Genomic DNA, 12,905 nt, shown 5'->3' on the forward strand with positions numbered 1-12,905 from the left:
ATCTGAACGAAAAGAGGCGCCTTCGGGCGCCTCTTTTGTTTCAGCGAGCAGTCTCAATCTTCGAGAGTTTTTTCCAGCGTGATCTCGGCATTCAGCAGTTTGGAAACCGGACAGCCCGCTTTCGCCTTCTCGGCTATTTCCTCGAATTGCCCCTGTTCGATACCGGGAATACGCGCCTGAAGATCAAGGCGAACGGCGGTAATGGCATAGCCTTCTTCGAGTTTTTCCAGCGTCACCGATGCATTGGTGGCGATTTTCTCGGCGGTATACCCTGCTTCACCCAGAAGCATGGAAAAAGCCATGGAAAAGCATCCTGCATGCGCCGCGCCGATCAGCTCCTCCGGATTGGTACCCGGGCCGTCTTCGAACCGGGTGTTGAAACCGTAGGGGCTGTATTCGAGGGCACCGCTCTCGGTGGACAAGGTGCCCTTACCTTCCTTGAGACTACCTTCCCAGTGCGCTGATGCGGTCTTGTTCATAGTTGACTCCTGGTGGGTTGAAGTGCTCAGACCCTAGTAAGACAACTCGAAATCGGGATCGCTCAATGCCTGCGGCTGTTATGCCTCCTTCAGCATCCGACCATAGCCTTCGCGGTAACTCGGATATTGCGGCTCCCAGCCGGTTTCGCGCGCCAGTGCATTGCTGCAGCGCTTGCTTCCGGTCCGACCACTGGTCGGACCTTCTTCGAGCAGCTTCACGCCCAGTTGTTCGGCCAACCAGCCCGCCACCTCGTGCATTGGCGCGGGCTCGTCATCCACGCCCAGATAACAGGGCGCCAGCAGTTCATCCTGGTCGGCCTGGTGCAGCAAGTGCTCCAAAAGCGCCGCAGCATCGTCCCTGTGTATGCGATTGGTGTATTGCGCAGGTTCTGACGGAACACACAGACCAGCGCGCACCTGTTCGATCAGACGATTGCGACCCGGGCCGTAGATACCTGCCAGCCGCACCACGGCGGAGGGGATGCCGCCGCGCAGGGCAACGTCTTCTGCTTCTACAAGAATACGCGCAGTGGGTGATTCGGCCAGCGCCGGGCTGTTCTCAGTGACCCACTCCCCGCCTGACTGACCGTAAACGCCGGTGCTCGAAACCTGCAGCAGGAATTGCGGCTTCTTGCGTCCGGAGCGGGCCCAGGCCAGTACATGTTCCAGACCTTCAACATAGAGCTTGCGGTATAGCTCGGGGTCACGCTTGCCTGCTGCTGGGCAATAGACCAGATAATCGACCTTGTCTGGCCAGTCGCCCGGCTTGTCTGGCTGAGTAAGATCGGCCGCAATGGGCTGGATGCTGTCCGGCAGATCAGAGGTGTTGCGCCTTAGCCCGAACACCTTCCATCCACGGGCGACCAACCGCTCACCCAGAGCTGTTCCCACATCACCACAACCCGCTATAACCACCTGTTTCATTCTGATTGTTTTCCTCTATCGATCAACCCGTTATGCTGGGCCGGTCTATCAATTGAGGCCCAGTATACTGCCATGACCCTCACCGAGTTGCGCTACATCGTGACCCTTGCCCAGGAACAGCATTTCGGCCATGCGGCTGAACGGTGCCATGTTTCGCAGCCTACCCTGAGCGTAGGCGTCAAGAAGCTTGAAGACGAGCTCGGCGTCATGATTTTCGAGCGCAGCAAGAGTGCCGTCCGGGTAACACCGGTGGGCGAGCGCATCGTCTCCCAGGCGCAAAAAGTGCTTGAAGAAGCGCTGACCATCCGCGAGCTGGCCAGCGCGGGCAAGAATCAGATCTCCACACCACTCAAGGTCGGCGCGATCTACACCATCGGACCCTATCTGTTTCCACATCTGGTGCCGCAATTGCACCGCGTTGCGCCGGAAATGCCTCTTTATATTGAAGAGAATTTCACCCACATATTGCGCGACAAACTGCGCAACGGCGAACTGGATGCGATTATCGTTGCCCTGCCATTCAGCGAACCGGATGTATTGACCCGCCCACTCTACGACGAGCCGTTCAGCCTGCTGGTGCCGGCCTCACATCCCTGGGCCAAGCGCGACAAGGTCGATCTCCACGAACTCGATGATGACAAGCTGTTGTTGCTGGGCGAAGGGCATTGTTTCCGCGATCAGGTGCTCGAAGCGTGCCCGACTGTCCGCAAGGGCGAGGAGCAGCATCGCCACACCACGGTTGAGTCCAGCTCGCTGGAAACCATCCGGCATATGGTGGCGTCCGGCATCGGCATGACGGTGCTGCCGATGTCCGCAGCGGATGACCGCTATTACAGCTCCGATCTGCTGGTCACCAAGAATTTCACCCCACCCGCGCCCTACCGTACGGTTGCCGTGGCCTGGCGCGCCAGTTTCCCGCGTCCCAAGGCGGTGGAATTGTTGAGCGACTCGATTCGCCTGTGCTCAGTCAAACCCGCCCCGACGGATGTCGAGTAACCGATGCTCCCTGCGCCGGAACGCACCGCACTCACCGTCCTCAAGGGGATCGGGCCGGCGGTAGCCGAGAAGCTTGAGCGGCTCGGACTGAAGAGCGTCCAGGACATCCTTTTTCACCTGCCGCTGCGGTATCAGGATCGCACCCGCATAACGCCGATCGGCGCGCTTCGGCCGGGCGTGGATGCCGTTATCGAGGGTGTGGTCGCCGGCGCAGATGTGGTAATGGGGCGGCGAAAAAGTCTGCTGGTTCGGCTGCAGGACGGCAGCGGCACCATCAGTTTGCGATTCTATTATTTCTCGGGTGCTCTGAAGAGCAACCTGCAACGTGGCAGCCACTGGCGCTGCTATGGTGAAGTGCGTCCCGGCGCCTCGGGCCTGGAAATCTATCATCCCGAGATGTCCAGTCTCGACAGCGCTCAATCCGCGCCAGTCGAACAGACCCTGACGCCCATCTACCCGGCAACCGAGGGACTGTCCCAGCAGCGGCTGCGCAATCTCAGTGAGGCTGCTTTGCAGTGGTTGGACCAGGGCAACAGTCTGGTTGATCTGCTGCCCGCCGAGTTCAGCCAGCAGTATCGGCTCGCGCCACTTCGCGAGGCGATTCACACATTGCACCGCCCGCCACCGGATATAGATCTCGAAGCGCTTGAGGAAGGCCGTCACTGGGCACAACACCGGCTAGCGTTTGAAGAGCTGATGGCGCACCAGCTGGTGATGCTGCGTCTGCGCGCGGAGATTCGCTCCCGCGCGGCGCCAGCGATGCAGGCAAGCGGCGCGCTGGCGCAGGATTATCTACGACTGCTTGGCTTCCCCCTGACCGGTGCACAACAACGCGTCGCTGGTGAAGTCATCGCCGACCTGCAACAGCCACGCCCCATGTTGCGCCTGGTTCAGGGCGACGTGGGCGCAGGCAAAACAGTCGTCGCGGCTCTGGCTGCCCTGCACGCGCTGGAAGCTGGCTGGCAGGTCGCGCTCATGGCGCCGACGGAAATCCTGGCCGAGCAGCACTTCATCAATTTCCAGCGCTGGTTCACCCCGCTGGGCATCTCCGTGGCATGGATGGCCGGAAAGCTCAAAGGCAAGGCGCGGGCCAATCAGCTTCAGCTTATTGCAACGGGTGATGCGGCCATGGTGGTGGGTACGCACGCGCTGTTCCAGCCGGAGGTGCACTTCAACAATCTGGGGCTGGCGATTATCGATGAACAGCATCGATTCGGTGTCCAGCAACGGCTGGCGCTGCGCGATAAGGGCGCGGCGGAGCGCTTCTCCCCGCACCAGCTGATCATGACCGCCACACCTATTCCACGCACGCTGGCCATGAGCGCCTATGCTGATCTGGATACCTCGGTCCTTGACGAACTGCCTCCGGGACGCACACCCATCAACACCGTACTGGTCGCCGACACGCGGCGCGAGGAAGTGGTAGAGCGTGTGCGTGCCGGCTGCGCTCAGGGCCGCCAGGCTTATTGGGTATGCACCCTGATCGAGGAGTCCGAACAGCTACAGGCCCAGGCTGCGGAGGTAACCTGGGCAGAGCTCTGTGAAAGCCTGCCTGAACTGTCTATCGGCTTGATTCACGGCCGCATGAAAGCCGCCGAGAAAGCCGAGATCATGGCAGCGTTCAAGGGAGGCGATCTGCATCTGCTGGTCGCGACCACGGTCATCGAGGTAGGGGTAGACGTTCCCAACGCCAGCCTGATGATCATCGAGAATCCCGAGCGGCTCGGACTGGCGCAACTGCATCAGCTGCGCGGGCGGGTTGGACGCGGCAGTACCGCTAGCCATTGTGTATTGCTCTATCACGCACCGCTGTCGGCGCTGGGCCGCGAACGGCTCGGCATCATGCGTGAAAGCTCGGATGGCTTTGTCATTGCCGAGAAAGACCTCGAACTGCGCGGGCCCGGCGAAGTACTGGGCACCCGGCAAACCGGCTTGGTGCAGTTTCGCGTCGCCGATCTGGTGCGTGACGCTGACCTGTTACCCCAGGTGCAGCTCGCCGCGCAGAATCTCGCTACTCAGCACCCCCGGCTGGTCCAACCACTGGTTGATCGTTGGCTGGCTCACGGCCAGCAGTTCGCTCAGGTCTGATGGCCGAGACTGACGGGAAGATACCCCTATTTAGTCGCGCCCTCCAGCTCGGGCGCGACAGCACGACCGGTTGCTGCGTGCTACCATCAGCGCAAAGCCTGCCCTAGGCAGTACCGGCATAAGGACTCCTCATGAATACCCATTCGGCCACTGAAACCGACGGCATAAGCCTGCCTGATCTGATTGAAAAACAGTTACAGCAACAGGGAATACGTTACCGTTTACGCCAGGCAGGGCAAGACGAGGTCACCCCACGCCGCGTGCAGGCCTGTCTGTTGGCCGACAGCGATGGGAGCGTGCTCGCGCTCTTCCCGAGGGATCATCTGCTCGACCTTAAGCGTGTCGGCGAATTGCTCGGCCGCGAGCTTGAGCCATTGCGTGATCAGCGTCTGCAAAAACTGCTTTCCCAGCATCAACTGAACCAGTTGCCGGGCCTGCCGATGCTGTTCAACTCACCGGCAATTTTTGAGCAAAGCCTGGGTGATGAGCCTGTGGTGTGGATGGACAGCGGCTTGCAAGGCTGGTGTCTGGAGCTGGATCAGGCCGACGCCCGCGTGCTGATGGCAAAGGCCAGTTCCGGCCACTTTTCCGTGCCACTGAGCAGCCTGGCCAGCTTGCCTGATGACCCCGAGCAGGATCGTCAGGATCTCAGCGATGCGGTTCGCAACTTCACTGCACTGCGCATGCGGCAGCGCCTGGAAGAAACCATAGAAATCCCCCCGCTGCCCCAGTCCGCGCAAAAAATCATGAAACTGCGCGTCAACCCGGACGCAAGCATCGAAGAGCTTGCCGACCTGGTGGAAACCGATCCGAGTCTGGCAGCGCAGGTGGTCAGCTGGGCATCATCGCCGTTCTACGCTGCGCCCGGGAAGATCCGCTCGGTGGAAGATGCCATCGGCCGCGTGCTGGGTTTCGATCTGGTTATCAATCTGGCGGTGGGCCTGGCGCTCGGCAAGACTTTCACGTTACCTAAAGACTCGGCCGAACGTACTACGCCCTATTGGGAACAGGCGATTTACACAGCCGCAGTGATCGAAGGCCTTGCCCGGGCCATGCCGGTTGCGAAGCGCCCTGAAATGGGTCTGAATTATCTCGCCGGTCTGCTGCACAACTTCGGCTACCTTGTGCTGGCGTATATCTTCCCGCCGCATTTCAAGATGATCTGTCGGCATGTCGAAGCAAATCCGCATGTTCCGCCACATCTCGTTGACCAGCATTTGCTGGGCGTGACGCGCGATCAGATTGGCAGCTGGCTGATGCGCTACTGGGATATGCCCGCCGAGATATCTACCGCTATCCGCTATCAACACGACCCGGACTACCAGGGCAATCTGCACCTGTACACCAACCTGGCTTATCTGAGCCTGGCGCTATTGTCCGAACGAGGAATAGGTAGCGGGTCTGAAATGCCGATTCCGCCGGCCTTGCTGGAGCGACTGGGTCTGACTGCGGAAGGTGCTGCCAAGGCGGCAGACAAAGTACTGGAAGCGCGCGATGCGTTACGCAAACTGGTCAATGTGTACCAGCACGGCTAGTGTCGGAATGGGCGCGTGCGGTGATACAGAAGAAGATACCGCTATCGGAGGCTCAGTGGTGACACTGCAGCCTCCGATTACCACTTAATTGATCGAATCCTTGAGACTTTTGCCTGGCTTGAAGGAGACGGTATTACTGGCTTTGATCTGAACAGGTTCGCCCGTTTGCGGGTTTTTGCCTGTCCGGGCGCCACGATGTCGTTGCAAAAAGGTTCCGAAGCCGACCAGGGTCACCGTTTCTTTCTTGCTCAGTGCCTGGGTGATTTCATCGAGAACTGCATTGAGTACACGGCTTGCCTGTTCCTTGCTTAGGTCAGCCTTGTCGGCGATTGCCGCGGCGATATCCGGTTTACGCATAAAGAGCCTCGTTATCTGTTGTTGTATTCCGCCGCGTCCTTCGCAGCGGCGCCAGCAGGCAGCCAACCCCTCTCGGGCGGCCTGCGCAGCCAGATCAGCATCGCAGAAGTAGCGGCTATGCGCCAGCCCTTGATCAAGTCATCGGCGATGGGAGAGCGGTTTTTTCCGACAAAAGGCGGCTTATCCCAGGAACGGGACGCTTATTTTAGTAAACATCGAGAACGAGATTGCCCAAACGCGTGAGGCAACATGCTATTACTCACTGACGGCAACGCTCTGAACGGCGCCTTTGCGTCATAGGAGAGTTGAATGTCGAGGAAGAATTCGCACGCAGCCGCCCGCCCCTTATTGCGAATCGGTGCGGGCGTGCGAGAAGGGTAGAATCTGTTTCTAAACCAACCAGCCGGGAAGCTGTCGGTTCAATTGCAGTTTTTCCATGACTGCCGCGCCGGTCAGCGCATAGCCGTGCAGGACGCCCTGCGCATCGTGGAACAAGGCGCGCTGGTCTGGGCCATCGCCAGTAACGGTCCACTCGCCTTCGGTTGCGGTAAGCGGCGGCGAAACCACCAGCGGGCAGGCAGGCGTCTTCACCATGATCGGCATTGCGCTATAGCTGATCTCGGTCGGAGTGCCGGTCAGCGTCTTTGCAAGCGCCCGTGCGCAGGTCATCAACGGCATCACATACATCAAGCTCAAGGAGGCAACTTCTGCGCAGTCACCCAGCGCGTAGATGTGTTCGGCTGAGCTTCGCAACTGGCGATCGACACTGATGCCCTTGGCGACGTCCAGCCCGGCGGCTTCAGCCAGCCCCCGATTGGGCACCAGGCCAATGGCGGACAGCACCTGCTCGGCCTCGACACGGGTACCCTCTTCGAGCGTGATACACACACCTCTATCAGTCGAGTCCATCTGCCGAATGCCCTGGCCCAGATGGAAGCGTACGCCCAGGCTTTCCAACGAGGCTCTGACCGGTTCGGCCACCTGGGCAGGAATCAGGCCAGCCATCAACGTCCGGTCCGGTGCGACCACCTGAACCTCGAACCCGGCGGCAGCCAGATCATTGGCGAACTCACTGCCAATCAGTCCCGCGCCGACAATCGCCACAGAGCGCTTACCCAGCAGCGCCCGACGAAAGCGCGCATAGTCAGTCAGGTCATTGATCGATAGCAGGTGTTCGCCCAACGCCTGAGCACCGGGGAGCTCTCGCGCCAAAGCCCCGGTAGCCAGCACCAGATCGCTGTATTGCACCCGCCGCTGACCTACCGTCAGGCTACGGGTCGCCGGGTCGATAGCGTCGACCCGGGTGTGAACAAGGATTTCTGCATCGAGCTGAGCCGCCATCGCAGCAGCGTCCTGCATGGCCAGCTCGTCTGCCTCCTTGCCTTTGGCGAAGCCGGTGGACAACAGGGGCTTGGAGTAAAAGCGGCCGTCATCGGCGGTAATCAGCAGCAACGGACGGCTACTGTCGAGCTTGCGAAATTCCTTGGCCAGGTTATAGCCGGCCAAACCGGTACCGACGATTACCAGCGGAAATGCATCAGACACTATATGAATCCTTGAACAGAGATCAGCCGATCGAAATCATCTCGAAATCTTCCTTGCCCACACCGCAATCGGGGCACTGCCAGTCGGCAGGAACATCTTCCCAGGCGGTGCCTGGTGCAATGCCGTCGTCCGGCCAGCCTTCAGCTTCGTCATAGATAAAACCACACACGATACATTGCCATTTTTTCATTCATGGATCCCAGGTAGCCAAAACTGGAACGACACTACCGGATTCACCGGCGCACGCCAAGCACAGGCACTGGCGCGCTGCGCGCGACATTCGTGATAACCTTGCGGCATTATCCACCTGCAATCCGGCTACAAAACGTGAGACTTCCCGACTGGCATTTCGCCGCCCGACATCCCAGCAAACCCGCGGGATTGTTGCTGGATTGGCTACAGAACGAAGAGTCGCTGACCCAACGTCTGACCGAAGCGGGCGATAACGATTTCAGAGTCGAATTGCTCCAGCAAACACAGCAGCCCGCCCGTACAGACGAAGCCTGTTCGCTGGATCTCGAACCCGGTACTCAAGTGTGGGTGCGCGAGGTACTACTGCATACTGCTGGCGCCCCGCGCGTATTTGCCCGCAGCGTCGCCCCGCTGCACACGCTGGCTGAAGCGAAGGCCGACCTGACTAACCTGGGCTCGCGCAGTCTCGGCGAACTGCTGTTTCGTGGCGACCTGGACATCAGCCGCGGGCCCATTGAAATCAGTCTTTATCCCGCTGAGTGGTTGCCCCCGGCGTGGCGCAGCGAAACATGCTGGGCACGCCGCTCACGCTTCGGCGATGGGCGACTGAAACTGCTGGTATGTGAAGTGTTTCTAGAGGGCTGGCCGCCCGCCAGCTGATCCCAATGTGGTACGGAGAATTGCTTTGCTTGGCTTGTTGATCAGACCTTTAGGCCGCGTTCACCCCCGGGCCCATGATTTCATCCAGCTGATGCGTCTGGACCGACCCATCGGCACTTATCTGCTGTTATGGCCGACGCTCTGGGCACTATGGATTGCGGCCGAAGGCGTTCCCGACGGGTCAGTGTTGGCTATCTTCGTGCTTGGCGTAATCTTCATGCGCGCAGCCGGCTGCGTGATCAACGACTTCGCTGACCGAAAAATCGACGGTCATGTGCGGCGCACCACGCAGCGGCCTTTGGCAACTGGCCGCATCAGCTCGCGCGAGGCGTTGATTACCTTTGCGGTGCTGGTCGCCATCAGCGCCATGCTAGTGTTGCTGACCAACCGAATGACCCTATTGCTGGCCTTTGGCGCAATATTCCTCGCTGCCATTTACCCCTTCTGCAAGCGCTTCACCTTCTATCCTCAGGTGGTACTCGGCGCGGCATTCTCCTGGGCCATTCCCATGGCCTTTGCTGCCCAGTCCGAAGCGCTGCCCAGTGCGCTGTGGCTGGTATTTCTCGCCAATCTGCTGTGGACCGTTGCCTACGATACCGAATACGCCATGTGCGACCGGGAAGATGACCTGCGTATCGGCGTCAAATCAACGGCCATACTCTTTGGTGAATCGGACCGGCATATCATCGGCCTGCTCCAGGGGCTGACCTTGGTCTGCCTGTTATTGGCAGGCGCCCGCTTCGATCTGGGCATCTATTACCACCTGGGCCTGGTGGCGATGCTGGCCAGCTTCGGTTGGCAGCAATGGCTGATCCGCGAGCGCGAACCGCAAGCCTGCTTCGTTGCATTTCTGTCCAACCATTGGAGCGGAATGCTGGTGTTTATCGGCCTCGCGCTGGACTATTGGTTGGGCTGACTCCGGCAGCCGGCGTGCGGTCATACAACTGCAACAAAAATGTTATCTAATCGACGCATGTTTCAATCCGCAACGGGACGGTAGATACCATGCAGGGAAAAACGATACTGATCGTCGATGATGAAGCACCTATCCGGGAGATGATTGCTGTCGCTCTGGAAATGGCCGGTTATGAGTGCCTTGAGGCAGACAACACCCAACAGGCCCATGCCAGCATCATCGATCGGCGACCTGACCTAATACTCCTTGACTGGATGCTCCCCGGCACCAGCGGTATCGAACTGGCACGCCGGCTCAAGCGCGACGACATGACTGCTGATATCCCGATCATCATGCTCACCGCCAAGGGCGAAGAAGATAACAAGATCCAGGGGCTTGAGGTGGGTGCAGACGATTACATCACCAAACCCTTTTCCCCGCGTGAGTTAGTCGCGCGCCTGAAAGCGGTATTACGCCGCGCAGGACCGGCCGATGCTGAATCACCGCTGGAGGTGGACGGGCTTTGCCTGGACCCGGTCAGCCATCGCGTTACTATCGACGGCGAGCCTGCCGAGATCGGCCCCACCGAATACCGCCTGCTACTGTTTTTCATGACGCATCAGGAGCGCGCTTACACCCGCGGCCAGTTGCTAGACCAGGTCTGGGGTGGCAATGTCTACGTAGAAGAACGTACCGTAGACGTCCATATCAGACGCCTACGCAAGGCTTTGGGAAGCCGCTACGAGAACCTTGTGCAGACAGTCAGAGGGACCGGCTACCGGTTCTCCACCAAAGGCTGAAGGGGCTCGATCATGGAGCGGCTGACCGGCGCAACGGATGTCGTCGTCATTACGGAGACCGAATTGACCACCAGCTGGACCCGGGCCTTACTCGTCAGATTGTTCTGGCTAACACTGATTTGCCTGCCGGTAGGCCTGCTCACCGGACATCTGGCCTGGACGCTGGTGTTTGGTCTGGCGCTATATGTCGGCTGGACATTACGCCAGCTGCTGCGGTTTCACCGCTGGCTGCTCGACAATCCCTCGGCCGATCTCCCGGATGCCCGCGGGATATGGGGCGAGATATTCAGCACAATCCATCGACAGCGGCAAAGCGCCGCCCGGCGCCAACACAGGCTGCAGGAAATAATCGGCCAGATCCAGGCGTCTACCGCTGCGCTGAGCGAAGCAGTCGTCATGATAGACCGGCAGGGCCGCCTGCAATGGTGGAACGCCTCCGCCGACCGCCTGCTCGCGTTGCGTAACCCGGCAGACAAGGGGCAACACATCACCAGCCTGATCCGTGATCCCCGGTTCGCGACCTATTATGAAACAGGCTCGCACGCCGAACCGCTGAATCTCGACTCGCCGACCAGCAAGAATACGCATCTGCAGTTTGCAATCACCCGTTACGGCCAGGGAGAACGCCTGATGGTGGTGCGGGATATTACGCGTTTGCATAACCTTGAACTCATGCGCAAGGATTTCGTAGCCAACGTCTCCCACGAGCTGAGGACACCGTTGACCGTAGTGATCGGCTATCTGGAAACTCTGCTAGATAACGAAGACGTACTCGCCTCTCGCTGGAAACGCGCCATGTTGCAGATGCAAACGCAGGCCTCGCGTATGCACACCCTGCTGAACGACCTGTTGCTGTTGTCGCGCCTGGAAACCACCGACACTTCCCTGGACGAAGAACCGGTTTCGGTACACCTGCTGCTCACGCGGATCCGCGACGATGCGCGGGCATTTTCCGGCGAACGCCAGCACCGTATCATGCTGTCCAACGAGACCGAACAGCAGCTCCTTGGCATCGCTGGCGAGCTGCGTAGCGCCTTTTCCAACCTGGTATTCAACGCTGTGAAGTACACGCCGGATGGTTGCGCGATACAGATCCGCTGGTGGACTGACGAGGCGGGAGCGCATATGAGCGTCGCCGACAATGGGCCAGGTATTGCGCCGGAACATATCGGCCGCCTGACCGAACGCTTCTACCGCATCGACTCGAGCCGTAACAGCCACACCGGGGGCAGCGGCCTGGGCCTGGCGATCGTCAAGCACGTGCTATTACGCCATCAGGCTCGATTGGAAATCATCAGTGAAGAGGGTACGGGTAGCAGCTTCATCTGCCATTTTCCCGGCAGACGGCTGGTTCCGATGGATCAGGCGCTCGGGGAGTAATGCTGCTGGCTGCTCCCGGTAGCAATCAGCCGTGACAGATAGTCGAGCTTTTCCGGATCCTGGTCGACAAAACGCAGCGTAACCTTCAGCCACTCGCAGTCCATCCGCGGTTCCATCGAGGCCACCGAATGGATGTAAGCATTTATACGCGCTACCGAGCGGTCACTGTCCTGCTCGAGATCCAGCACGCCGCTTTCGAATACCTGCGGCATATGTTCGCCGCGACGGACGACCACCAGGGCATCACGCAGACTGAGCGTCTTGATAACACAGGCCAACTGCCGGCCCGGCAAGCGCAACTGTCCCTGGCCGCGCACTGGCTGCGTGGCAACCGGTCCGGCTACAACCTTGTCTGTTTCAACGGGTAGTGCAGGGGCGACCAACGGGGCGCCTGCGCTGGCCGGGGTATTCGAACTGGTTTTGCGTGCGCTAGTAAGATTGGCAATCGTGCCCTGAGCCGTACCGACACTGGCGCGGGCCTGCCGCCCCTCCAGCAATTCCAGCTTGCCGGCCCGGTGCAATGCCTTGCGCACCTTGGCCACTAACTGTTCGTTGCTGAAGGGTTTGCCAATGTAATCGCTGACGCCGGACTGGATGGCTTCAACAACGTTTTCCTTGTCACCGCGACTGGTCACCATGATGAAGGGTATTGCCGCTGCGTCTGGCTGACCTCTAAACCACTGCAACAACTCGAGGCCATTCATCTCGGGCATTTCCCAATCGCACAGGATGAGATCGAACCTTATCCGGCTGAGAACCTGCTGGGCCTTGCGTCCATCGATCGCCTCCTCCACCTGCACACCGGGAAAATGACTGCGTAGAGCCTTTTTCACCAGGTCACGGATGAACGGTGCGTCGTCGACTACCAGGACCGAGACTTTCGCCATGTTGATTCTCTTTGAACAGGTAACCGGCGCAGCTTACCGCAGAGTGATGGCAAACCCCAATCAAGCAGGGAGATTTCAGACGATCTATCGCGTGGCAGAGGGTTCGGTGAGAAAAATGACACCCTGTCCGCCATTGCGACAGACAGGGTAATAGACGAGCGCTTCCC

Annotated in this window: 13 protein-coding genes; 7 read left to right on the forward strand and 6 right to left on the reverse strand. The window is 59.5% G+C overall.

All coding sequences use genetic code 11. The annotated features are described in order from the left end of the window. Positions 1 to 53 precede the first annotated feature (53 nt). Both HG264_RS12455 and HG264_RS12460 read right to left on the reverse strand, forming a co-directional pair. Entirely contained in the window at positions 54 to 479 is a 426-nt protein-coding gene (locus tag HG264_RS12455; RefSeq protein ID WP_169407978.1) for an OsmC family protein, read from the reverse strand. Between the two features lie 78 nt (positions 480 to 557). Further along, complete coding sequence (locus HG264_RS12460) at positions 558 to 1,403, reverse strand: SDR family oxidoreductase (protein ID WP_169407979.1); 846 nt, start codon at positions 1,401 to 1,403, stop codon at positions 558 to 560. Between the two features lie 72 nt (positions 1,404 to 1,475). Here HG264_RS12460 and HG264_RS12465 point away from each other — a divergent pair, with 72 nt between their 5' ends. From HG264_RS12465 to HG264_RS12475, 3 genes are all read left to right on the forward strand, one after another. Then, on the forward strand, positions 1,476 to 2,399 hold the full coding sequence (locus tag HG264_RS12465; RefSeq protein WP_169407980.1) for a hydrogen peroxide-inducible genes activator: 924 nt from the start codon (positions 1,476 to 1,478) through the stop codon (positions 2,397 to 2,399). A gap of 3 nt (positions 2,400 to 2,402) precedes the next feature. Next, entirely contained in the window at positions 2,403 to 4,487 is a 2,085-nt protein-coding gene (gene recG / locus HG264_RS12470) for an ATP-dependent DNA helicase RecG (RefSeq protein ID WP_169407981.1), read from the forward strand. Between the two features lie 131 nt (positions 4,488 to 4,618). Then, positions 4,619 to 6,022, forward strand: a complete 1,404-nt coding sequence (locus tag HG264_RS12475) for an aminoacyl-tRNA deacylase and HDOD domain-containing protein (protein ID WP_169407982.1) — start codon at positions 4,619 to 4,621, stop codon at positions 6,020 to 6,022. 84 nt (positions 6,023 to 6,106) lie between these two features. Here the strand turns inward: HG264_RS12475 and HG264_RS12480 are convergent, their stop codons facing one another. The 3 genes from HG264_RS12480 to HG264_RS12490 all read right to left on the reverse strand — a co-directional run bounded on the left by HG264_RS12480 (position 6,107) and on the right by HG264_RS12490 (position 8,114). Next, a complete protein-coding gene (locus tag HG264_RS12480) occupies positions 6,107 to 6,379 on the reverse strand; it encodes an HU family DNA-binding protein (RefSeq protein WP_169407983.1) in 273 nt (90 codons plus the stop codon). 390 nt (positions 6,380 to 6,769) lie between these two features. Then, entirely contained in the window at positions 6,770 to 7,924 is a 1,155-nt protein-coding gene (locus HG264_RS12485; RefSeq protein WP_169407984.1) for an NAD(P)/FAD-dependent oxidoreductase, read from the reverse strand. A 22-nt stretch (positions 7,925 to 7,946) separates the two neighbouring features. Continuing rightward, entirely contained in the window at positions 7,947 to 8,114 is a 168-nt protein-coding gene (locus tag HG264_RS12490; RefSeq protein WP_150299811.1) for a rubredoxin, read from the reverse strand. Between the two features lie 137 nt (positions 8,115 to 8,251). On the opposite strand from HG264_RS12490, the gene HG264_RS12495 reads away from it, so the two are divergent. From HG264_RS12495 to phoR, 4 genes are all read left to right on the forward strand, one after another. Then, positions 8,252 to 8,776, forward strand: coding sequence for a chorismate lyase (locus HG264_RS12495; protein WP_169407985.1), 525 nt, complete (start codon positions 8,252 to 8,254; stop codon positions 8,774 to 8,776). A 25-nt stretch (positions 8,777 to 8,801) separates the two neighbouring features. Then, positions 8,802 to 9,692, forward strand: coding sequence for a 4-hydroxybenzoate octaprenyltransferase (gene ubiA, locus HG264_RS12500; RefSeq protein ID WP_169407986.1), 891 nt, complete (start codon positions 8,802 to 8,804; stop codon positions 9,690 to 9,692). 89 nt (positions 9,693 to 9,781) lie between these two features. Further along, positions 9,782 to 10,471 carry a phosphate regulon transcriptional regulator PhoB gene (phoB, locus tag HG264_RS12505; RefSeq protein WP_169407987.1) on the forward strand — a complete coding sequence of 230 codons (690 nt, stop codon included), beginning with the start codon at positions 9,782 to 9,784 and terminating at the stop codon, positions 10,469 to 10,471. A 63-nt stretch (positions 10,472 to 10,534) separates the two neighbouring features. Beyond that, on the forward strand, positions 10,535 to 11,851 hold the full coding sequence (gene phoR / locus HG264_RS12510; protein WP_372240239.1) for a phosphate regulon sensor histidine kinase PhoR: 1,317 nt from the start codon (positions 10,535 to 10,537) through the stop codon (positions 11,849 to 11,851). Here phoR and HG264_RS12515 read toward each other — a convergent pair. Continuing rightward, positions 11,833 to 12,738, reverse strand: coding sequence for a response regulator (locus tag HG264_RS12515; RefSeq protein WP_169407989.1), 906 nt, complete (start codon positions 12,736 to 12,738; stop codon positions 11,833 to 11,835). The two genes, phoR and HG264_RS12515, sit on opposite strands and share 19 nt — an antisense overlap. Positions 12,739 to 12,905 lie beyond the last annotated feature (167 nt).

The sequence above is a fragment of the Pseudomonas sp. gcc21 genome (assembly GCF_012844345.1).
Classification (GTDB): domain Bacteria; phylum Pseudomonadota; class Gammaproteobacteria; order Pseudomonadales; family Pseudomonadaceae; genus Halopseudomonas.